The following is a 21,178-nucleotide window of genomic DNA, read 5'->3' as shown; positions in this document are numbered from 1 at the left end:
CGGTCAGCCGCGGGCGCCGGCGAGCGCGCGCGGCAGCTCTTCGGCGAAGATGTCGAGTTCGGGGTCGAGGCCGACGCTGACGCGGATGCAGCGGTCGAGCACCGGCACCATGGGCTTGCGGATGAACACGTCGCGGGCGAGCAGGTTCTGCATCACCCTGAGCGCGAAGGCGCCGTCGCCGCCGCAGTCGATGGTGACGAAATTGGTCGCCGACTCGATCGGCGAAAGTCCGTTGTCGCGGGCGATCGCCGCGATGCGCCGGCGGCCGGCGGCGACCTTGGCCTTGACCTCGGCGAGCCAGGCCTGGTCGGCGAGTGCGGCCTCGCCGGCGATCTGCGCCATGCGGCTGACGCCGTAGTGGTTGCGCACCTTCTCGAAGTCGGCGATCACCTGCGTCTCGCCGACTGCATAGCCGCAACGCAGCCCGGCCAGCCCGTAGGCCTTGGAAAAGGTCCGCATGCGGATGACGTTCGGCCGGTCGACGGAAATCGGCGGCAGCGCCGAATCCGGCCCGGTCTCGCCATAGGCCTCGTCGAGCACGAACAGGGTGGTCTCGGGCAGGGCGTCGGCGAAGCGGGAGACGTCGTCGGCCTCCCACCATGTCCCCATCGGATTGTCGGGATTGGACAGGTAGACCATCGCCGCGTTGTCGCGGCGCACGGCCGCGAGCAGCCCGTCCAGGCTCTCCCGGTCGTTCTCGTAGGCAACCTTGACCAGTCGCCCGCCGAACCCGTCGACATGGAAGTTGAAGGTCGGGTAGGCGCCGAGCGAGGTCACCACTGCTTGCCCGGGTGCCACGAAGATGCGCACGGCGAGATTGAGCAGCCCGTCTATGCCTTCGCCGACCACGACATTGTCGAAGCCGACCCCGAGATGCGCGGCGAGCGCCGCCTTGAGGTCGAAATTATCCGGGTCGCAGTACATCCACTGGTCGGCCGCGACTTCCTGCATCTTGCGGATCACCGACGGCGCCGGGCCGAAGCTGCTTTCGTTGGCGCCGATGCGGGCGCGAAAGGTCCGGCCGCTCGCCCGCTGCTGCGCTTCCGGTCCGACGAAGGGCACGGTGACGGGGAGGGCGGCGACGATCGGGGCCTGTTTCGGACGCAAGGTCATGATGCGGTTCTCTGCTGACGCGACTGACGGCCGGCGCGAACCAGCCGTCGCTGCCGATAGCAGAAAATCGGCAGGCGCGGCGAAAATTGTGGGCACGCGGCGGGGCCTTGCGGCAACCGGATCGGGGAGCCGGAAGCGTCGGCGCCGCCAGGAGCGGTGCGACCGACTGCACGCTGCAGCCGTGCCGTTCTACGCCGGATGCCGCAGCGCGCCGGCTGCCTTGCGCCTGCGCCCGTGGTTCAATTGCCACAGCGAATGCGCCACCAGGGCGACGATCAGGATGGCGCCGCCGGCCAGGGTGGGGCTGGCCGGCACCTCGGCGAAGATCATCCACACCCAGATCGGCGCCAGAACCGTCTCCAGCAGGTAGAACATCGCCACCTCCGGACCGGACAGGTATTTGGGTCCGGTGGCGAGGCAGAAGAAGGCGACGGGCATGACCACCGCGCCGTTGAGGATGATCCACCAGGGCGCCGCGACGCTGAGCCCGGTGGTCGCGACCATCGGGGCGGCGACGGCCAGCGGGATCAGCACCGCCACCAGCGCGGCAAAACCCATGTCCCTGCCGGTCGACCGGCTGATGGTGATCGCCGAGGCGATCAGCATCGCGGTCACGACGGCCATCAGGTCGCCGAACAGATGGCCGCTGCCCATCGAGGCGCTGACGATGATGAACACGCCGCCGGCCATGACGGCCATGGTGATCAGGGTCGAGACGGCGGGGCGCTCGCCGAGCAACAGCCATGACAGCAGGGCGGCGAACATCGAGTTGAACGCCAGGATGAAAACCACGTTGGCCGTCGAGGTATGATAGACGCTCGTCATGAAGGTGATGGACGACAGGCCATAGAGCGCGGCGACGATCAGGCCGGCTTTGCCGGGGATCAGCGACGGCGCATTGCCGCGCAGGCCGCGCCACGCCAGCCAGATCAGCAGGGTGGCGATCAAGGTCGTCGAGCTGCGCAGCAGCAGGATGGACCAGTGGTCGCCGTCGGCCAGGCGGATGAGCGGTACGTCGAATGTCAGGGTCAGGCCGCCGACGGCGGTCAAGGCGAGACCCTTCGCATGGTGCGGGGATGAGGCAGGCAAGAGGATTGCTCCCGGACGGAGGATGAGGAGGAAACGGTGGTCCGGAAGGATCGGTCAGACGGCTTCGTTCTTGTACCGCTCCCAGCCGCGCGGGCCGAGATGCTCCTGCGGCGTGAAGCGCACCTTATAGTTCATCTTGCGCGAGCCGTTGACCCAATAGCCGAGATAGACATGGGGCAGGCCCTCGGCCCTGGCGCGGGCGATGTGGTCGAGGATCATGTAGGTGCCCAGAGACCGGTCCTCGAGCTCGGGATTGTAGTAGGAGTAGACCATCGACAGGCCGTCCGCCATCTTGTCCGAGAGCGCCACCGCGATCAGCTCGCCTTCGCCGCGCCCGGTGATGAAGCTGTCGGGGCCGCGGCGGCGGTATTCGATGATCTTGGTCTGGACATGCGTGTCCTCGACCATCATGGCGTAGTCGAGCACCGTCATTTCCGACATGCCGCCCTTGCGGTGGCGGGCGTCGAGATAGCTGCGGAACAGCGAGTACTGCTCGGTCGAAGGCTCGGCGTCGCTGATCGCGCCGATCAGGTCGGCGTTGCGGGCGATCACCCGGCGCATGTTCTTCGACGGTGAAAACTCACCCGCCAGGATGCGCACCGACACGCAGGAGCGGCAGGATTCGCAGGCCGGCCGGTAGGCGATGTTCTGCGACCGGCGGAAGCCGCCCTGGGTGAGCAGGTCGTTCATCTCGCGGGCCTTGTCGCCGACGAGATGCGTGAACACCTTGCGCTCGAACTGGCCGTCGACATAGGGACAGGGAGAGGGGGCGGTCAGGAAGAACTGCGGCGACTGGGTCGGATGGTGGGTCATCAGGGTCCGAGGAGTCCACGAATCCCTCTACCTTGGCCCCAACGGCGAAAAATTCAACAGGAGAATTGACGCGGCGGTTTCACGAGACCGCGCGGTGGGGCGCAGTCAGCGGTCGGTGCGGGTCACCACCGTGCCGAGCAGCAGGTCGTGCAAGGTGCGCTTGCGGTCGGCAAACAGCGTCACTAGCAGCACCAGCGGCGTCAGGATGACGTTGCCCGCCCAGAACAGCACCGAATGGACGACGGCGAAGAGCCCGTCGACCGGCCGCCCGTCCAGGCGGTCGAGGCGGATGCCCATGGCGCGCATGCCGACGGTTGCCTGGCTGGCGCCGCCGAGCGTGTTCCAGACATAGACGATCGCCACCAGCGGCCCGAGCACGCCGAACAGGCCCCAGCCGATGCCGAAGGTGATCAGCCCGAGCAGGAGCACGACGAGGCCGAAGGGGATGAGCAGCAAAAGGACGATCAGATAGTCGATGAGGAAGGCGAAGATACGCCGCGAGCGGACGCCGTCATAGGCGCGCACGTCGTCGAGCCGCGACTGGATGATCTCGCCGTGAAGGACCTGATCGTTCATGGCCGTTCCTTGCTCAACCACGGCGGGATGCCGCGGTCTGCTTGAGAAATGGGAATCCTGTCCGCGTATTCAAGCCGTTTTTGACGCCGGCAGCCGCGCTTTCGACCTGAAAGACCCGGCTTTCGAGCCGAAAGGCACGAGTTTTCACCGCTGGCGGGCGCGAAAATGCTGCTTCAGCAACTCGATGTCCGCCGCCGACCGGTCCTGTACGTTGGTCACCTCGACCCATGCGTCGATGTAATGCGGCGCGGCATAGACGTGCCCGTGGCCGAGCGGCGTGGTCGTCGCCGTCGCCACGTCCAGCAGCAGCTGCAGGAAGGTCACGACCGGATACCAGCGCAGCGCCGGCGATACGTCGGGGCCGCGCGGCTCGGCCATCCAGTCGGGCTGGCGGTAGAGCGAGGCGTAGTCGAAGAAGGTGATCGGATCGCTGGCATATTGCAGGTAGACGACCCGCATCGGCCCCCAATGCGCGCCCGGAATGGCCAGCGCGTTCTCCTGGCTGGTGAAGCGCACATAGGAGCCGTCGCGGAAGCGCGGCAGCCAGGCCGGCGAACCGGGATCGCGGTCGCGCGTGACCGAGCGCCAGATGCGGCTGGGGAAGGGCGGGCCGCTCCATAGCGCGCCGTGATAGGGATCGCCGATCACCTCGAACAATTCGGTCGACTGCTCCGAGCTCAGGGCGCCGAGGCTGAGGCCGTGCAAATAGAGTTGCGGCCGCCGGTCCCTGGGCAGGGTGGTCCAGTAACCGTAGACCTCGGAGAACAGGGCGCGCGCCGTCTCCGCGCCGTAGCCGGGCTCGACCAGCAGCGACAGCCAGCTGGCGAGGTAGGAGTATTGCACCGCGACGCTGGCGATGTCGCCGTCATGCAGATATTCGGCGGGATCGATCGCCTCCGGATCGACCCAGCCGGTGCCCGTCGGCGTGATGACGACGAGCAGCGAGCGGTCGAAGGCGCCGGTCCGCTTCAGCTCCTCCAGCGCCAGCTTGGCGCGCTCCGCCGGCGTTTGCGCCGGCCGCAGGCCGACATAGACGCGGATAGGGTCCATCGCCGGCTTCTTGGCGAAAAGCTGCAGTTGCGCAGCCGTGGGGGCCGAGGCGATATAGTGCTGACCCTGCCGTCCGAGCTCGTCCCAGCGGATCAGCGAGGCGTCGCTGCCCGTCCTGTTCGGATCCGACGGGCGCTGCGTCTCGGGCTCCATCAGCGCATCGACGGCCTGGAAGGAGGCGTCGGCGGCCCGCAGCCCCAGCCTGAACAGCACGCCATCGGCGATCGACCAGAACAGGGTGACGGCGATCGCCGTGCCGATCACATAGGAGACGCGGCGGGGCACGAACCGCTGCAGCCAGCGCGAAATGAAGTCGAGCGTGAGCCGGAAGAGCCGCGCCAGGGCGAGCAGGATCACGAAGGTCAGCGCCGCGATCAGTCCGACCTCCAGCGGGCGCGCCGTCTCGACCGGCTCCACGCCCATCAGCGTGCGGATCGAGTTCTGCCAGGCGGAGGCCTGCCAGAGGAAGGCCACGGCAATCGCGCCGCAGGCGAAGGCGGCGGCGAGCTTGGTGACCAGCAGGACGCGGTTCTTCGGCGCGGGCAGCTCGAGATAGGCCCAGAGCCAGCCGCCGAACACGCCGATCCCGTAGCCGACCGCCGCCGCAAGGCCGGACAGCACGCCCTGCATCATGAAGGTGCGCGGGACGAGCATCGGGGTGAGGGACGCTGCGAAGAACAGCGTGCCGACGAGCAGGCCGATCAGCGAGAAGGAGTGCCAGAACCTGACAAGCCAGTTATGTCGCATCGCGGCTCCGCGCCTCCCCTCCGACGTTCCGACGGCAGCTAACAGCTTTCGGCCGCCAGGGGCAATTCGCAGGCGGTACCGGCAGACAACTTGTCCGGGAGGCTCGGCAGAAATCGCACTTCTGGCCGGTCGGTCAGTTCGGCCCGGCCGGGGGCGGCGCCGTGGAGCCGCGCACGACCAGTTCCACGTCGAACGTTTCGCGCCGGATGGTGCCGTCGAAGCCGAGGATCGTTTCCACCGCACGGCGGCCCATCTCGGCCATCGGCTGGGCGATCGTCGTCAGCGGCGGCTCGGAGAATTCGCCCTCCGGGACGCCGTCGAAGCCGATGATCGACACCTCGCCGGGCACGGCGATGCCGCGTGCGCGCAGCCAGTCCAGCGCGTGCAGCGCCACCTTGTCGGACATGGCGAGGATGGCGGTAGGTGGCTCGGGGAGGGAGAAGACATGTTCGAGCCCCGCCCAGGTGCTGGCCTCGTCATTGTCGGTCTCGTAGATCGGCACCCCCGACTCGTCGATCCCGGCTTGCGACAGCGCCTGGAAGTAGCCGCGGATGCGGGCCCGCGTGCCGCAGTAGAGCGCGTTCCGAGCCTCGCCGAACGAGGCCGGGCCGGTGCCGGTGTCGGCGAAGGACAGCGACAGAACGGCGAAGCGGCGGTGTCCTAGGCCGGTGAGATGGCTGGCGGCGAGCCGGGCACCGGCCACGTCGTCGACGCCGATCGCGGCGATCGTCTCGTCGTCGAAGCCGAAATCGAGCGCCACGAATGGCAGCTTGCGCTCGCGTGTCAACTCGACCAGGCGCGAGCCGTCCTCCAGGCAGAAGACGATGAATCCGTCGACGACGGCGCTCTGGATGTTCCAGGCGAGCTGCTCCTGGTTGGCGGCCGAGACCAGCGAGATGCCGGCGCCGGTCGCGTCGCAGGCCTGGGAGATGCCCGACATGACCACGCGGGCGAAAGGATCGGCGAAAAAATAGGAGAGCGGCTCGGCGGTGGCGACGCCGATGGCGTTGACCTTGCCGGCACGCAGCAGCCGGCCGCGCGGATCGGGACCGGCATAGTTGAGCTTCTGCGCGGCCTCGAAGATGCGTCTGCGCACCTCCTCGCGCACGATCCCGGGGCGGTTGAAGGCATTGGAGGCGGTTCCATGCGACACGCCGGCCGCCTTGGCCACATCAGCCAGCTTCACCGATGGTTTCGACACGCACGCTCCTGTCCTGACGTCGCGCTTTAGATAGCATGCGGCTTGGAACGATTCAAATATCGCTTGACATCTGCCGTGACCGGACTAAGATTGAATCGATCCAATATCTCTGCTCGTTACGGTTGGATCGATCCAAGTTGGAGCTGCGACATGCTCGCACAGATGGTCCCGTTCAAGACCGGGCTTGAGAATAGAAGATTCGAGTCGACCGCTTTGGCCGTCCAAACCGGGAGACGTCACGCCTGGGTAGCGGACGGCTCTTTGCAGCAAAGCACTTGAATCGATCCAAATTTCGGAGGAAGTCATGCACCCCGTCAAGTTTCTGTTTGAGGAAATCTACCGTGAGCACTGGGGCATTCCTGTTGGCGAACAGGGGCCGAACCGCAAGCGCCGCGAGGACAAGCCGATTCTCCCGCGTCTGAGGCTGTCGCGGCGCACAATAGGCGGTTGAAGCCGGCCGTCCGGCAGATCCCGCTGCGTTGCAGGGCAGGACCTACACCCGGACACCCATTGCGGCTCAAGGTTCCGCAGTCCGAGCGGTCTGCCTTTGCTTGGTCGAGCCCCGCCGCACCTCTGATGGATGCGACGAATATGATCTAGTGCCTGACCTCCGGGTCGGGCCACAGGCTGCGCACGTCCTCGGGCAGCGATTCGCGGACCTTCCGCACCTCGCCGGGCGTGATGTAGTGCGACAGCACGTTGAAGACCGAGCGCGCCGCATCCTTCGCATCCACCGGCCGGACGAACTGCAACTCCTCCTCGATGTGCTTCAGGAACTCGTCCAGCGTGCGGTATTGCATCGGTTGCTTTGATGGCTCGTAGCGGTCGTAATAGGCACCGCGCACCAGGAGCGGCAGCTGTGCGCTCAAATGGGCGGAAAGATCGGCCGGCAGCCTGTCGCGGATCGTGTGCAGCACTGCGCTCAGCACATGCCAGGCGACCTGCCGGTCCGGTCCATGGTCGGCCATGATGTCCTTCAGCCAGGTATTGGTGATCTGCAAGGTCTTGTCGAAAGCCTCGAGTCCGGTGGCGCTCATGTCATCCTCCTGTCTGGTCAGGGCGAAGCTCGCCGGATTGTCCTTTGCCTGCCCAACGGCCGCGCGTCGGCTTTGTTTCCTTTTTCGTCAAACGAAACGTCATCCTGAGGAATAGGGGAAGCCGGGCCGGACCGGCCGGTGCTGGCGGAAGGCCGCATTGGGGCTGCGGCATGCCCCGACGTGTCGAGAGAACTCAGGCGCGGCCGCGATACGGAATCGAGCGCTTGCGCCCGAACAGAACCAGCCCGCCAAGCGCCGCCAGGCACAGCGCCGTGACGGGGAAAACCACCCAGTTCAGCATTTCCCAGCCCCAGGCATTGTAGACGGCGCCCGACATCAGCGAGGCGAAGGCGACGGAGCCGAACAGGATGAAGTCGTGCATGCCCTGGATCTTGCCCTTCTCGGAGGGCCTGTAGGTCTGCGAGACCATGGCCGTGGCGCCGATGAAGCCGAAATTCCAGCCGAGGCCCAGCAGGATCAGCGCCGTCCAGAACTGCCAGAGCGCGATGCCCGACAGCGCCACCGCCGCGCAGCCGATCAGCAGGAGCAGGCCGAGGGCGACGATGCGCTCGACGCCGAAGCGGTGGATGAGATGGCCGGTGAAGAAGCTCGGCCCGAACATCGCCATCACATGCCACGAGATGCCGAGCGTCGCGTCGTCGGTCGAGAAGCCGCAGCCGACCATCGCCAGCGGAGCCCCGGTCATGACGAAGCTCATCAGCGCATAGGAACCGACGCCGCAGCCGAGTCCCACGATGAAACGCGGCTGGCTGACGATCTCGCCGAGCGGTCGCGCCGGCGTCTCCTGGCCTTCATGGTCCGCGGGGCCGTGCTCGCGGACCTTCAGGAAGGAGAGGAGGACGGCGCCGACCGCGGCCAGCGCCAGGATCGACGCGAAGGAACCGGCGAACATGACCGGCTCGAACAGGGTGCGCGTGTAGATGACGATCTGCGGGCCGAGGATGGCGGTGATGACGCCGCCGGCGAGCACGAAGGAGATGGCGCGGGCCTTGAACTCCGGCGGCGCGTCGTCGGCGGCGGCGAAGCGGAACTGCTGCACGAACGCGCCGCCGACGCCGATGACCAGCAGCCCGAGCGCGAACAGCCAGAACGATTCCTGGAACAGGGCGAGCGTGGCGACCACGCCGCCCAGCGCGGTGACGGCGGTGCCGGTCTGAAAACCGTTCTTCTGGCCGACGGCCTTGATCAGGGCGGCCGCCGGCAGGGCGCCCAGCGCCACGCCGATGTTGAAGCCGGTGACCGGCGCGGTCGCCAGCGACTTGTCGGTGTCGAGGAGGTAGGAGCCGGCGAGCGCACCAAGCGAGATGGCGATCGGGGCCGCCGAGCCGATGACCGCCTGTGCGGCGGCGAGAATCAGCGCCGTGCGCCGCGCCTCGCGCTGCCTGGCCGTATCGGTCAAGTCGCGTCCCGTCCGCGGCCCTCGCCGCGCACGCGCCGGGCGACGCGGTCGAGCACCGCATTCACCAGCTTGGGCTCGTCCTCCTCGTAGAAGGCCTTGGCGATGTCGACATATTCCGACACGATGACGGCGGTCGGCACGTCCTTGCGCTCCATCAGTTCGTAGACGCCGGCGCGTAGGATGGCGCGCAGGGTCGAATCGAGGCGCGACAGCGGCCAGTCCTCGGTGAGCGCCTGGCGGATCAGCGGGTCGACCGTGGTCTGGTTCTGCACGACGCCGGACAGGATGGCCCGGAACCACTGCGGATCGGCCTCGCGATAGGTGGCGCCGTCGACTTCCTTGCCGAGCCGGAACGCCTCGTATTCGGCCGTGATCTCCAGCAGCCCGGCGCCGGCGACGTCCATCTGGTAGAGTGCCTGCACGGCGGCCAGCCTGGCCGCACCCCGCTTGTTGGCCTGGCGGGGAGGCTGTTCGCCGTGGTCTGCGGGTTTCGACACGATCAGCGTGCTCCGAATCGATCCTTGAGGGCGATCATGGTGAGCGCCGCGCGTGCCGCGAAGCCGCCCTTGTCACCCTCGCTGCGGCGCGCCCGCAGCCAGGCCTGCTCTTCGTTTTCGGTGGTCAGGATGCCGTTGCCGACGGCAATCGCCTCCTCGACCGCGAGGTCCATCAGGCCGCGCGAGGATTCGTTCGCCACCACGTCGAAATGATAGGTGTCGCCGCGCATCACCACGCCGAGGGCGACGAAGCCGTCATAGTCCGTGCCGCCATCGTCGGCGCCGTCAAGGGCGAAGGCCACCACCGCCGGGATTTCAAGCGCGCCGGGTACCGTCACCACGTCGTATGTGGCTCCGGCCTCGTCGAGCGCGGCAGTGGCGCCGTCGAGCAGCGCGTCGGAGAGCGCGTCATGGTAGCGCGCCTCGATGACGAGAAGGTGGGCTTTCTCCGGGCGGATGAAAGCCTTGCCGTGTTGCGAAATGCCAGCCATGTCGGTCTCCGGAAGGTCGCCGGTGACTTAGGCCGAACGGGTCTCGACCGCAAGCGCTTCGTGGGCGCGTGTCACCGGGTCGCGGTTTCAGCGGTCTTCCCGAGTGTGCCAAAGCCGCAGCACGTAAATGACGGACCCGTTGATCTCGTAGCGCATCTCGTAGTGTCCGACCAGGAAGCGGCGCACGTCGCGTGGCGCGAACTCATCAAGCCTTTCGCCCAGACGCGGATGCCGGAGCAGCTTGTGGGGGCAAGCGTGAGGGATTGTACCGCGCGGGCGGCAGCACGCCGGTTGACGGGCGCGAGAAAATCATAAAGCCGAGCCAGGTCCGATACAGCCTTGCTCGTCCATTTGATCTCGTTCATTGCGGCGGCGAAAGAGGAGCGTCGCCATCGAGACTCTCGGCCCAGGCTTGGACGGCCTGATGATCGATCACGTGACCTGCGTCGACGTCGGCCAGCGCCTCGAGAGTCAGGCGCCGCCGTTCCTCTTCCATTTCGATCCAGGCAGACAGGGCCTGCTTGACGATCCAGCCTCGGGAACGATCGAGCCGCGTGGCAAGTTCATCGACCTTGTCTGCAAGGGGCAAGGGAACGTGCGTGGTGATCACTTTCGTGTCCATTGGTACCTCTCAATCAGAAGCAATCATACTGATTGACGATGATCACGTCGAGACGGTGGTCGTCGTGCCGCTCGGCGTCACAATCCTTCCCGCGCCGCCTCTGCCAGCCGCGCCGCATAACGCGCCATCGTGTCGACCTCCAGATTGACGCGGTCGCCGACCTGCCGCTCGCCCCAGGTGGTGACGGCGAGCGAATGGTGGATGAGCAGCACGTCGAAGCGCCTGCCGTCGACCTTGTTCACCGTCAGCGACGTGCCGTCGAGCGCCACCGAGCCTTTCGGCGCGATGAATTTCGCCAGCTCGGCCGGTGCCTCCAGAGTGAAGCGCACAGCCTCGCCCTCTTTCTCGCGCGCCACGACCTCGGCCGTCCCGTCGACATGGCCCGACACGATATGGCCGCCGAGCTCGTCGCCGATCTTCAGCGCCCGCTCCAGGTTGACGCGCGTGCCGTCCGTCCAGTCCGCTGCCGTGGTCAGCCTCGTTGCTTCCTCCCACGCCTCGACCTCGAACCAGCGCTGGTTGGAGCCCTGTTCGGGCAGTTCGACCACGGTGAGGCAGACGCCGCCGGTCGAGATCGAGGCGCCGATGGCGATCGTCGCCGGATCGTAGTTGGTGCGCACCCGCAGCCGCACCCCCTTGGGCAACGGGCGCAACGCCTCGATGGTGCCGATGTCGGTGACGATGCCCGTGAACATCAATCCATCCTTTCGTATTCGATCAGCCGATCCATGCCGAACCGGCTCTCCTCCGCGACCGTGAAGCCGGCAGGGACGGTCCTCTCGGTGACGGGGGAGGGGATCCCGTCGCCGCCGACCGTCGTCGACCCGACGAACAGCGCGATCCGGTCGACCATTCCTGCCGCCAGGAACTGGCGGGCCGTCTCGGCGCCGCCTTCCAGGAGAATGCTCTTCAGGCCCATCACGCCGAGCGAGCGCAGCACCTCGCGCGGGTCGAAGCGGCCGCGATAGTCGGAGGCGACGGCGCGGATGGCGGCGCGGCGGTCGCGCAGCGCGTCGACCTGCCGGCGCTGCGCCTTTTCGCTCACCAGCAGCAGCACGGAATGCCGGTCCGCCTCGTCGAACAGTTTTGCTTCCGGCGGCGTGCGCGCGAACGGATCGACGACGACCCTGACCGGCGAGCGCTTCTCGAGGCCCGCCAGCCGGACAGTCAGCAGCGGGTCGTCGGCGACGATCGTGCCGACGCCGACCATGATCGCCTCGTGCTCGACCCGCATCATCTGCACGGCGCGCCGCGCCGTCTCGCCGGTGATGGCGACCTGCCCGGCGCCCCGGCGGCCGATCATGCCGTCGGCGGAGACGGCGAGCTTCAGCGTCAGGAACGGCCGGCCGCGGCCTTTGAGCGACAGGAAGCCGGCCATTGCCTTGCGCGCTTCGCTCTCCAGGCAACCATGCGCCACTTCGATCCCGGCCTTGTCGAGGATGGAGACGCCGCGCCCGGCCACGCGCTTGTCGGGGTCGAGCACCGCGATGACGACGCGCGCCACGCCGGAGGCGACCAGCGCGTCGGCGCAGGGCGGCGACTTGCCGATATGCGAGCACGGTTCCAGCGTGACATAGGCGGTGGCGCCCTGCGCCGCCGGGCCGGCCTCGGCCAGCGCCTGCAGTTCCGCATGCGGCCGTCCGCCGAGCGCCGTGACGCCGCGGCCGGCGATGACCGGCGCGGCGCCGTCGGTGCGCACGATCAGCGCGCCCACCGACGGGTTTTCGCCGGTCAGCCCGCGGTGCCGGAGCGACAGCCGTATGGCGGCCGCCATGAAGCGGCGGTCGATGTCGGCCTGCGGCGGCACTGATGCACTCGCGCCCGGCATGGCTCAGCCGGCGTCCTCGTCGGCCTTGAGCTCGCCGAGCACGTCGTGGAAATCCTTGGCCTCGCGGAAATTGCGGTAGACCGAGGCGAAGCGCACATAGGCGACGTCGTCGAGCGCCTTCAGCGCCTCCATGACCAGCCGGCCGATCTCGCCCGACGGGATCTCGGTCTCGCCGCTGCTCTCGAGCTGGCGCACGATGCCGGTGACGGCCCGGTCGATGCGGTCGGGATCGACATTGCGCTTGCGCGTCGCGATCTCGACCGAGCGCAAGAGCTTGTCGCGGCTGAACGGAACTTTCCGGCCGGATTTCTTGATCACCACCAGGTCGCGCAGCTGCACCCGCTCGAAGGTGGTGAAGCGGCCGCCGCAATCCGGGCAGACGCGCCGCCGCCGGATTGCCGCGCCGTCCTCGGCTGGACGCGAATCCTTCACCTGCGTGTCTTCGGACTGGCAATAGGGGCAGCGCATGGATGGCTCAGTTCAATTGAGGCGCAATGAGGCGCAGGTCAGGGAAATAGGTGCGGTAGCGGCGTACATCGCGGGTCAGGATCGGAATATCAAGAGCGGACGCGTGTGCGCCGATGAAGAAATCGGACAGGACACCGGTCTTTGCTCCGCCCGATATGCGGTAGCGGCTGAAGGCCTTTGCTGCGAGGAACGCGGCCTTGCGCGGAATGTCGAGCAGCTGGACGCCAGCTATCTCGATGAAATCATCCACTTCCTTGATGTTCGAATAGCGGACGGACAGCTCCGCATAAATGACCGCGTTGATATGGAGCGGCCCGTCCACCGCCGCCGCCTGGATCGCGCTCAGCGACCAGGCCGACCACTGCGGGTCTCCTGTTGCCAAATCCAGAAGGACATTGGTGTCGACGAGGATCAATCGTCCTCGCCGCGCAGCATGGTCATGATCTCGTCCGTGGTGGGGCCGGGTCCCGCATGACCTAGAAGCTTTTCGAACCGGCTGGGCGGGCGTACGCCGTCGGCTCGCTCCAGAATGATTTCGCGGTTCGGGCCGTAACGGAACTTGACCTCGCTGCCCGGCTTCAGGTCGAGCAAGTCGCGAACGGCCTTCGGAATGGTGACTTGGCCTTTGGTCGTCACTTTGGTGCTCATCTCGGCCTCGGTAATACTTCGTGTTTGGAAGGTATTACCGAGGCTGAGCCAAATCAAGCACAGCGGCCTGAGGGGCGTTCACCCCAGATACGGATAAAGCGGGAAACGCTCCGTCAGCGCCACCACCTTCTGCTTCACCGCCGCCTCGACGCCGGCATTGCCCTCGTCGGAATTGGCGGCCTTCAGCCCGTCGAGCACCTCGACGATGAGGCTGCCGATCTCGCGGAATTCGGCGGGGCCGAAACCGCGCGTCGTGCCGGCCGGCGTACCGAGGCGCACGCCGGAGGTGACGAAGGGCTTTTCCGGGTCGAACGGGATGCCGTTCTTGTTGCAGGTGATGTTGGCGCGGCCGAGCGCGGCCTCCGCCCGCTTGCCGGTGGCGTTCTTGGGCCTTAGATCGACCAGCATCAGGTGGTTGTCGGTGCCGCCCGAGACGATGTCGAGGCCCGACGACTTCAGGCTCTCGGCGAGCGCGCGGGCGTTCGCCACCACGTCGTGGGCATAGGTCTTGAACTCCGGCTTCAGCGCCTCGCCGAAGGCCACCGCCTTGGCGGCGATCACATGCATCAGCGGTCCGCCCTGCAGGCCGGGGAACACCGCCGAGTTCATCTTCTTGGCGATCTCCTCGTCATTAGTGAGGATCATGCCGCCGCGCGGGCCGCGCAGGGACTTGTGGGTGGTGGTGGTCACCACATGCGCATGGGGCAGGGGGGAAGGATGCACGCCACCCGCCACCAGGCCGGCGATGTGGGCCATGTCGACCATCAGATAGGCGCCGACGGCGTCGGCGATCTCGCGGAACCGCTTCCAGTCCCAGACGCGCGAATAGGCGGTGCCGCCGGCCAGGATCAGCTTGGGCTTGGCCTCATGCGCCTGTCTCTCGATCTCGTCCATGTCGAGCAGGTGGTCGTCGCGGCGCACGCCGTAGGAAACTACCTTGAACCATTTTCCGCTCATGTTGACCGGCGAGCCGTGGGTGAGATGTCCGCCCGAATTGAGGTCGAGCCCCATGAAGGTGTCGCCCGGCTGCAGCAGCGCCAGGAACACGGCCTGGTTCATCTGGCTGCCGGAATTCGGCTGGACGTTGGCGAAGTTGCACGAAAACAGCTTCTTGGCGCGGTCTATGGCGAGCTGCTCGGCGATGTCGACGAACTGGCAGCCGCCATAGTAGCGCTTGCCGGGATAGCCCTCGGCATATTTGTTGGTCATGATCGAGCCCTGCGCCTCCAGCACGGCGCGCGACACGATGTTTTCGGAGGCGATCAGCTCTATCTCGTGGCGCTGGCGGCCCAGTTCGCTACGGATCGCGCCGAAGATTTCCGGATCGATCTCGGCAAGCGGTGCCGAGAAGAAGGAATCGGATTGGGACGTAGCGGCCGCTGCTGATGCCATGTCTGTCTACCTCGATGTCCGGAAGGTTGTCGGTTCGGCGGGCAATTAACATACTTGGTCGTGCCCCGCCATGTTGCAGCGCGAAATTTGATGGCTGCTTTGCGCCGCCAGCATTTGGCGCTGCCCGAAAAGCAAAGGGCCGCCCGAAGGCGGCCCCGATCCGAAGGCGATGTCGCTCAGAGCGACGAGGTGATCTGCAGCTCGTCGACGCCGTCGCGGGCATAGATGTCGTCGCGGAAATGCACGACGCCCTCGCCGGTCGACCAGGCGGAGATGTAGGTGAAATAGACCGGCACCGGGTCGCTGATGGCGACCGGCGTGCTGACGCCGCTCTTGATGGTCTGCTCGAAGGTCTGCCGGTCCCAGCCCGGCGTGTCGCGCAGCAGCCAGGTGACGAGATCGCGCACGTTCTGCACGCGCACGCAGCCCGACGAATCGAAGCGCATGAGCTTGTTGAACAGGCCCTGCGACGGCGTGTCGTGCATGTAGGTGGCGTGCGGGTTCGGGAAGTTGATCTTCACCGAGGCCATCGCGTTGATCTTGCCGGGATCCTGGCGGAAGCGGAATTTCGCCGCGTCCTCGGTGTTCCAGTCGATGGTGGTCGGGTCGATCTCGGTGCCGTCCGGGCCGAGGATGCGGATGCTGTTTTCCGCCAGATATTGCGGGTTCTTGCGCATCAGCGGGATGATGTCCTTGCGGACGATCGATTCCGGCGCGTTCCAGTAGGGATTGACGATGATCTCGTTGATCTTGGAGTTGAGGATCGGCGTCTGCCGGTCGATCTTGCCGACGATCGCGGTGTGGCGCGACACGACGCGGTCGTTCTCCACTGCCTCGATCTGGGCGGCCGGGATGTTCACCATCACGTAGCGCTGGCCGAGGAAGCCGCCCATGGAGCGCAGGCGCACCAGATTGGTCTCGAGCTGGCCGAGGCGCACCTGCGCCGAGACGTTCATGGCCTTGAAGCTGTATTGGCCCATGACGCCGTCGGCCGGCAGGCCGTGGCGCGCCTGGAAGCGCTTGACCGCGGCGTCGACATAAGTGTCGAAGGCCGGCGAGATGCCGGCATTGGGCGACAGGTCGCCCGAAACCATCAGCCGCTTGCGCAGCGCCTCCACGTCCGGATCGACCACGCCGAGCTTCAGCTTCTTGGTGGCGGGCACGACCGGCCAGCCGCCGGCTCCGACGATGTTCTGGTATTGGCCGATCGCCGCCTCGACATAGCTCACCGTCTGCGGGCTGAAGATGGGCAGGTGCGAGGCCACCTTGCCGTTCTGGCTGGCGCGGGCGTCGAACGTGTCGTCCCAGTTGCCGCGACGCGACGACTTCAGCACGTCGCCGACGACGTCGAGCGTATCCTGTGCGAACGCCCCGCCGCTGGCGAAAGTCGCGGCGACGGCTGCGGCTCCGGAGAGAAACGAACGGCGGCTGGCTTCGATCGGCATGCTGGATTGTCCCCGCTTTCCCACCACGGACCTTCTCGATCCGAGATTACGCCGGTCAATCTTAACAATTGACCAACCATGATGCTGCGCCGACACTTTCGCCGGTGCGGACTAGGCCGCAACTTCGACGCCGGGGCGCGCGTCCACAGGGTCCCGGATTTCATTGGATTATGGCGGCACCGTGACCGAGGCCGACAAGATGGCGTGAGCCGGCCCGACTGTTGCAGGCAAGCCATGGACCGGGCGCGCCCGGTCCATACGGTCGGCGCGATGGCGACGGCGGCCTACATGCGGTAGGCGATGGTGTCGTTCCAGAAGCGGTCGAGGCGCTGCAGGGCGCGGTTCATCTGCTTGAACTCCTCGGCGTTGATGCCGCCGACCTGCTCGATCGAGCCGATGTGGCGCTCGTAGAGCCCGCCGACGACCTCGGCGATCGCCGCGCCCTTCGGCGTCAGACTGACCCTGACCGAGCGGCGGTCGATGCGCGAGCGCTGGTGGTTGATGAAGCCGAGGTCGACCAGCTTCTTGAGGTTGTAGGACACGTTGGAGCCGAGATAGTAGCCGCGCGAGCGCAGCTCGCCCGCCGTCAGCTCCGAATTGCCGATGTTGAAGAGCAGCAGCGCCTGCACGGCATTGATGTCGTTGCTGCCGCTGCGGTCGAATTCGTCCTTGATCACGTCAAGCAAACGCCGGTGCAACCGCTCGACGAGCTGAAGTGATTCCATGTATAGGGAGCGGATCGCCTCGCGACGATCATCGGACACCGTAGCGGTCTTCGCCGCAGGACGGGAGTTGATCATGGTCTTCGCCTCTCGTTTGTCGCCGGGTGATGTTTTGTTTTCTCACCTTGGTCGCGACCCTATCGAATACCCATAAAATTCGACTTAAACGCCAGGCTTAACAAGCTGTTACGGGGGAGTGGTTGCGAAACAGGATTAACGATCGGTCACCCGAGGGCAAACAATTAACCTAAAAGCTTAGGCAATTGCCCCGAAGCGCCCGCGGTGCCGCGGTTCGAGCCGCGGCAAGGCGCAGGTGCCGGGTTTCTGGCGGCCGCCGGCCCGTAAAGGTCTATGCCCGTGAGCCTAGCGTTCCACCCGGCGTTTCTGCAGGCCGATGAAGACGCGGAAGGTGGTATAGAGGCAGGCGGCGAAGCCGTGCGAGGCGACGACCGCGTAGTGGCCGCCGAAGAGATCGGGAAAACCGACATACATCACCGTCTCGGTGGCGGCGCAGATGAACCAGATCACCGGCCCCCAGGACGCCTGCATCCACAACCCGGCGGCGGCGAAGGGGAAAAACACCGCCAGCGTCGTCGTCACCACCTGCCAGTAGACCGGCATCAGGTCGAAACGCCACAGCGGCCCGTCATAGTAGCCGATCAGCCGGATCCAGTAGAGCACGCCGAACATCAGGCAGTAGACGGCGATAATGCGCTGGAACCAGGCGAACAGCAGCTCGACCGTGCTCGGCGCGAACGTCTGCTGCCGTGCCGGAACGTCGCTCACAGCTCTAGCTCACCGCCCGGCAGCGGCGCGAAATAGGCCTCGACGGATGCGTCCGTCAGCTCGGCGAGGCTCGCCGGCCGCCATTTCGGCGCGCCGTCCTTGTCGATGACCGCGGCGCGGATGCCTTCCGGGAAGTCGTGGCTGGCGAGCATGCGGTTGAGGATGCGGAATTCCATGCGCATGCACTCGTCCATGTCGAGCATGGCGCCGGTGTTGATCTGCCGGAACGTCACGGCGACGCTGGTGGGGGATGCCTTGCCGATGGCCGCGAGCGCCGTCTCGGCAACCGCCTCGCCGGCTTCGCGCGCCTGTTCGAGGCCGACCAGAAGATCCGCCAGCTTTTCGCGCGAGAACAGCCGGGCAACCGACAGCAGCGTGCCTTCGTCCGTCTCGCAGTCGGGCGTCGCGGCGAAGGTCTTGAGCACCTGGTCCGGATCGTCGCCCTCGCACAGCCGGTCGACAATCTCGTCGAGGGAAGCGGACCCGACGGCATGCGTCGCGATGCCGCCCCGAAGGGCGTCGCCGGCGCGGATGCGTCCGCCGGTCAGGCCGAGATACATGCCGTAGCTGCCCTTGAGGCGCGACAGGAAGAAGCTGCCGCCGACGTCGGGGAAGAAGCCGATGCCGACTTCCGGCATGGCGAACAGCGCCTTTTCCGTCATCACCCGATGCGAGCCGTGGCAGGAAATGCCGACCCCGCCGCCCATCACGATGCCGTCGATCAGCGAGATGCAGGGTTTTGGAAAGCGCGCCAGCGCGGCGTTCAGCCGGTACTCGTCGGCGAAGAACCGGACCGGCGGGGTGCCGGCGCGCATGGCATGATAGACCTGTGCGATGTCGCCGCCGGCGCAGAAGGCCCGGCCTTCCGCCTTGATCACCACCCTCGAGAGCGAGTCGTCCTGCTCCCAGGCTGCAAACGCCTTGGACATGGCGACGACCATCCCGAGCGTCAGCGCGTTGAGAGCCTTCGGCCGCGTCAGCGTGACCACGCCGGCCGCGCCGCGGCGCTCGAAGCGGATTTCGTCTCCACCGCCAAAGTCCATGCGTCGCGACTCCCTGACCGGCCTTCCCGCGACAGTGCTAGAGGACCGTGGACCGGCCCGTCAACCTGCGTGCCCGGTTGCGAGGGCCTGCGGGACGATGCCACGTCGAACCGCCACACCGGGGCCTTGCGGGTGTTCTTTTTGCGTTGCCCGTGCCAAACAGGGACCGAATCGATGCGCCTTCTGAAGCAGATCATATCCGCTCGCCTTGCGAGCCGGTCCTGGCTTGGCCTTTTGATGGTCGGCATGGCCTGCTGCCTGGCCGCCGGTCCTGCTCGGGCTCTCAACCTGACCGCTCTCTACGAGACGCAGGCGGTAGTCACCGGGACTGGCGAGGCCAACCGGCAGCGTGGCTTCGAGGAGTGTTTCCGCGAGGTATTGGTGAAGGTGTCGGGCGACCGCCGCGTGCTGGATGCGGAGATGGTGGCGCAGGCGCTGCCCGAAGCCGGCAGTTTCGTGTCGGCGTTCCACTATCGCGACCGCATGGAAGGCATCCCCATCCACGACGAGCAGGGGACATACGACCGCCCGCACGACCTCACCTGCAGCTTCCACCGCGAGCGCGTCGATGCGTTCCTGGAAAAGCTCGGCCGAAAACCCTGGCTGGCGGAACGGCCGCGCCTCGTCGTGTTTCTCGCCGTGCGCCAGGGCGGCAAGGCCTTCGCGCTCGCCCGCAACGGCACGGGCGGCTTCTTCATGCGTGAATCGCTGGAGGCGGCCGCTGCGCCGCTGGCGTTGTCGGTGGAGCTTCCCGATTCCGCGACGCTCGCCAACACCGCGCTGACCGCCGACACCCTGCCCAAGGTCGAGATGGACGATCTCGCGGCGATCGCGGCGCGCTATGACGGCGCCCTGGCGCTGGCCGGCAGCCTGACCTGGAGCGACGAGGACCGCGGCTGGGTGGCCGACTGGCGGCTTTCCAGCGGCGAAACGGTCTTCGAGTGGCAGCGGCGCGGCATCAGCTTCGACGAGGCGTTCCGCGATGCCATGAGCGGCAGCCTGCAGATCCTGTCGGGCAACGGCCAGCCGCAATAGGACAGCGCGGGCAACGGTCGCATTGGTCCTCGCCATGCCGGCATGCTAGAGCATCGGATCGACAGGTGCCGAGCGGTCTTTTCAGCAAATCCGACCGCCAGGCCCGACCGGAGACACGCCCATGAACCGCATGTTCAAAGCCACGACCGCCGGCCGCAGCGTCGACGAGATCACCGAGGGCCGGCGCCTGCGCCGCATGCGCAAGGCCGACTGGTCGCGCCGACTGGTGCAGGAGAACCGGCTGACCGTCGACGACCTCATCTGGCCGATCTTCCTCATCGACGGCGAGAACCGCCGCGAGGAGATCGCCGCCATGCCCGGCGTGTTCCGCCTTTCGGTCGATCTCGCCGTCAGGGAGGCCGAGCGCGCGGCGAAACTGGGCATCCCGGCGCTCGCCACCTTTCCCAACGTCGAGCTTTCCCTGCGTGACCAGACCGGCTCGGCCATCCTCGATCCCGACAATCTGGTCAACCGCGCCAGCCGCGCCATCAAGGCGGCGGTGCCGGAGATCGGCGTCATCACCGATGCGGCGCTGGACCCGTTCACCAGCCACGGCCATGACGGCATTCTGCGCGACGGCATCATCGTCAACGACGAGACGGTGGCCCAGATCGCCACGGCCGCCGTGCTCCAGGCCGATGCCGGCGCCGACATCATCGCGCCCTCCGACATGATGGACGGCCGCATCGGCGCCATCCGCGACGCGCTCGACGCCGCCGGCTTCCAGGACGTCGCCATCATGTCCTATGCGACGAAGTTCGCCTCGGCCTTCTACGGGCCGTACCGCGAGGCGATCGGCACGAAAGGCCTGCTCAAGGGCGACAAGAAGACCTACTACATCGACCACGCCAATGCGGACGAGGCGGTGCGCGAGGCCGAGCAGGATCTGGCGGAAGGCGCCGACATGCTGATGGTGAAGCCGGGCCTTCCCTATCTCGACATCATCCGCCGGCTGAAGGACGAGTTCGCCATGCCGACCTTCGCCTACCAGGTGTCGGGCGAATATGCGATGATCAGGGCGGCCGCCGCCAATGGCTGGATCGACGGCGACAAGGCGATGCTGGAATCGCTGGTCGCCTTCAAGCGCGCCGGCTGCGACGGCATCCTGACCTATTTCGCGCCGCAGGTGGCGGAGATGCTGAGGGCTTAAAAACA

Annotated in this window: 24 protein-coding genes and 1 pseudogene; 3 read left to right on the top strand and 22 right to left on the bottom strand. The window is 66.7% G+C overall.

Going from position 1 to position 21,178, the window contains the following annotated elements; all coding sequences use genetic code 11:
- Positions 1–3: 3 nt before the first annotated feature.
- From C7I84_RS01120 to C7I84_RS01095, 6 genes are all read right to left on the bottom strand, one after another.
- A complete protein-coding gene (locus tag C7I84_RS01120; RefSeq protein WP_106770295.1) occupies positions 4–1,113 on the bottom strand; it encodes a pyridoxal phosphate-dependent aminotransferase in 1,110 nt (369 codons plus the stop codon).
- Between the two features lie 189 nt (positions 1,114–1,302).
- Positions 1,303–2,163: a DMT family transporter gene (locus tag C7I84_RS01115; RefSeq protein WP_245428271.1), complete on the bottom strand. Its 861-nt coding sequence runs from the start codon at positions 2,161–2,163 to the stop codon at positions 1,303–1,305.
- Between the two features lie 93 nt (positions 2,164–2,256).
- A complete protein-coding gene (locus C7I84_RS01110; RefSeq protein WP_106770293.1) occupies positions 2,257–3,015 on the bottom strand; it encodes an arginyltransferase in 759 nt (252 codons plus the stop codon).
- 105 nt (positions 3,016–3,120) lie between these two features.
- Positions 3,121–3,591, bottom strand: coding sequence for an RDD family protein (locus tag C7I84_RS01105; protein WP_106770292.1), 471 nt, complete (start codon positions 3,589–3,591; stop codon positions 3,121–3,123).
- A 144-nt stretch (positions 3,592–3,735) separates the two neighbouring features.
- Entirely contained in the window at positions 3,736–5,388 is a 1,653-nt protein-coding gene (locus C7I84_RS01100; RefSeq protein ID WP_106770291.1) for an alpha/beta hydrolase, read from the bottom strand.
- Between the two features lie 133 nt (positions 5,389–5,521).
- Entirely contained in the window at positions 5,522–6,589 is a 1,068-nt protein-coding gene (locus C7I84_RS01095; RefSeq protein ID WP_106770290.1) for a LacI family DNA-binding transcriptional regulator, read from the bottom strand.
- 304 nt (positions 6,590–6,893) lie between these two features.
- Here C7I84_RS01095 and C7I84_RS29880 point away from each other — a divergent pair, with 304 nt between their 5' ends.
- Positions 6,894–7,040 (top strand): hypothetical protein, encoded by a 147-nt coding sequence (locus tag C7I84_RS29880; RefSeq protein ID WP_165815939.1) that lies wholly within the window; start codon positions 6,894–6,896, stop codon positions 7,038–7,040.
- Positions 7,041–7,185: 145 nt separating this feature from the next.
- Here C7I84_RS29880 and C7I84_RS01090 read toward each other — a convergent pair whose 3' ends face one another.
- From C7I84_RS01090 to C7I84_RS01015, 16 genes and pseudogenes are all read right to left on the bottom strand, one after another.
- A complete protein-coding gene (locus tag C7I84_RS01090; protein WP_106770289.1) occupies positions 7,186–7,626 on the bottom strand; it encodes a DUF2267 domain-containing protein in 441 nt (146 codons plus the stop codon).
- Between the two features lie 193 nt (positions 7,627–7,819).
- Positions 7,820–9,046 carry an MFS transporter gene (locus tag C7I84_RS01085; protein ID WP_106770288.1) on the bottom strand — a complete coding sequence of 409 codons (1,227 nt, stop codon included), beginning with the start codon at positions 9,044–9,046 and terminating at the stop codon, positions 7,820–7,822.
- Positions 9,043–9,543: a transcription antitermination factor NusB gene (gene nusB / locus C7I84_RS01080; protein ID WP_106770287.1), complete on the bottom strand. Its 501-nt coding sequence runs from the start codon at positions 9,541–9,543 to the stop codon at positions 9,043–9,045. Before nusB ends, C7I84_RS01085 begins: the two co-directional genes overlap by 4 nt.
- A gap of 2 nt (positions 9,544–9,545) precedes the next feature.
- A complete protein-coding gene (ribH, locus tag C7I84_RS01075; protein ID WP_106770286.1) occupies positions 9,546–10,034 on the bottom strand; it encodes a 6,7-dimethyl-8-ribityllumazine synthase in 489 nt (162 codons plus the stop codon).
- 87 nt (positions 10,035–10,121) lie between these two features.
- A pseudogene (locus C7I84_RS01070) lies at positions 10,122–10,399 on the bottom strand (type II toxin-antitoxin system RelE/ParE family toxin).
- Entirely contained in the window at positions 10,396–10,656 is a 261-nt protein-coding gene (locus C7I84_RS01065; protein ID WP_106770285.1) for a CopG family ribbon-helix-helix protein, read from the bottom strand. The pseudogene C7I84_RS01070 and the gene C7I84_RS01065 overlap by 4 nt, the downstream one beginning before the upstream one ends.
- Positions 10,657–10,733: 77 nt before the next feature.
- The gene (locus C7I84_RS01060) at positions 10,734–11,351 is read right to left on the bottom strand and encodes a riboflavin synthase (RefSeq protein WP_106770284.1); all 618 of its coding nucleotides are present in this window, start codon (positions 11,349–11,351) and stop codon (positions 10,734–10,736) included.
- Positions 11,351–12,484: a bifunctional diaminohydroxyphosphoribosylaminopyrimidine deaminase/5-amino-6-(5-phosphoribosylamino)uracil reductase RibD gene (gene ribD / locus C7I84_RS01055; protein ID WP_106770283.1), complete on the bottom strand. Its 1,134-nt coding sequence runs from the start codon at positions 12,482–12,484 to the stop codon at positions 11,351–11,353. The genes C7I84_RS01060 and ribD overlap by 1 nt, the downstream gene beginning before the upstream one ends.
- A 3-nt stretch (positions 12,485–12,487) precedes the next feature.
- Positions 12,488–12,952 carry a transcriptional regulator NrdR gene (gene nrdR / locus C7I84_RS01050; protein ID WP_106770282.1) on the bottom strand — a complete coding sequence of 155 codons (465 nt, stop codon included), beginning with the start codon at positions 12,950–12,952 and terminating at the stop codon, positions 12,488–12,490.
- Positions 12,953–12,959: 7 nt separating this feature from the next.
- A complete protein-coding gene (locus tag C7I84_RS01045; RefSeq protein ID WP_106770281.1) occupies positions 12,960–13,367 on the bottom strand; it encodes a type II toxin-antitoxin system VapC family toxin in 408 nt (135 codons plus the stop codon).
- Positions 13,364–13,600, bottom strand: a complete 237-nt coding sequence (locus tag C7I84_RS01040) for an AbrB/MazE/SpoVT family DNA-binding domain-containing protein (RefSeq protein ID WP_106770280.1) — start codon at positions 13,598–13,600, stop codon at positions 13,364–13,366. The genes C7I84_RS01045 and C7I84_RS01040 overlap by 4 nt, the downstream gene beginning before the upstream one ends.
- A 78-nt stretch (positions 13,601–13,678) precedes the next feature.
- On the bottom strand, positions 13,679–14,992 hold the full coding sequence (gene glyA / locus C7I84_RS01035) for a serine hydroxymethyltransferase (RefSeq protein ID WP_106770279.1): 1,314 nt from the start codon (positions 14,990–14,992) through the stop codon (positions 13,679–13,681).
- A 176-nt stretch (positions 14,993–15,168) separates the two neighbouring features.
- The gene (locus C7I84_RS01030; protein ID WP_106770431.1) at positions 15,169–16,431 is read right to left on the bottom strand and encodes a L,D-transpeptidase family protein; all 1,263 of its coding nucleotides are present in this window, start codon (positions 16,429–16,431) and stop codon (positions 15,169–15,171) included.
- 290 nt (positions 16,432–16,721) lie between these two features.
- A complete protein-coding gene (gene ldtR, locus C7I84_RS01025; RefSeq protein ID WP_106770278.1) occupies positions 16,722–17,237 on the bottom strand; it encodes a transcriptional regulator LdtR in 516 nt (171 codons plus the stop codon).
- A 285-nt stretch (positions 17,238–17,522) separates the two neighbouring features.
- A complete protein-coding gene (locus tag C7I84_RS01020) occupies positions 17,523–17,945 on the bottom strand; it encodes a DUF6163 family protein (RefSeq protein WP_106770277.1) in 423 nt (140 codons plus the stop codon).
- The gene (locus C7I84_RS01015; RefSeq protein ID WP_106770276.1) at positions 17,942–18,988 is read right to left on the bottom strand and encodes an enoyl-CoA hydratase/isomerase family protein; all 1,047 of its coding nucleotides are present in this window, start codon (positions 18,986–18,988) and stop codon (positions 17,942–17,944) included. The genes C7I84_RS01020 and C7I84_RS01015 overlap by 4 nt, the downstream gene beginning before the upstream one ends.
- 174 nt (positions 18,989–19,162) lie before the next feature.
- Here C7I84_RS01015 and C7I84_RS01010 point away from each other — a divergent pair, with 174 nt between their 5' ends.
- Together C7I84_RS01010 and hemB are read left to right on the top strand one after the other, a co-directional pair.
- A complete protein-coding gene (locus tag C7I84_RS01010) occupies positions 19,163–20,023 on the top strand; it encodes a DUF2066 domain-containing protein (protein WP_106770275.1) in 861 nt (286 codons plus the stop codon).
- Positions 20,024–20,144: 121 nt separating this feature from the next.
- Positions 20,145–21,173, top strand: a complete 1,029-nt coding sequence (hemB, locus tag C7I84_RS01005; protein ID WP_106770274.1) for a porphobilinogen synthase — start codon at positions 20,145–20,147, stop codon at positions 21,171–21,173.
- The last annotated feature ends 5 nt before the right edge of the window (positions 21,174–21,178 follow it).

Origin of the sequence: Kumtagia ephedrae (assembly GCF_003012745.1) — a bacterium.
Taxonomy (GTDB): Bacteria; Pseudomonadota; Alphaproteobacteria; order Rhizobiales; family Rhizobiaceae; genus Kumtagia; species Kumtagia ephedrae.
Note: the sequence above shows the minus strand (reverse complement) of the source record. Positions and strands in the feature narration are given on the sequence as shown.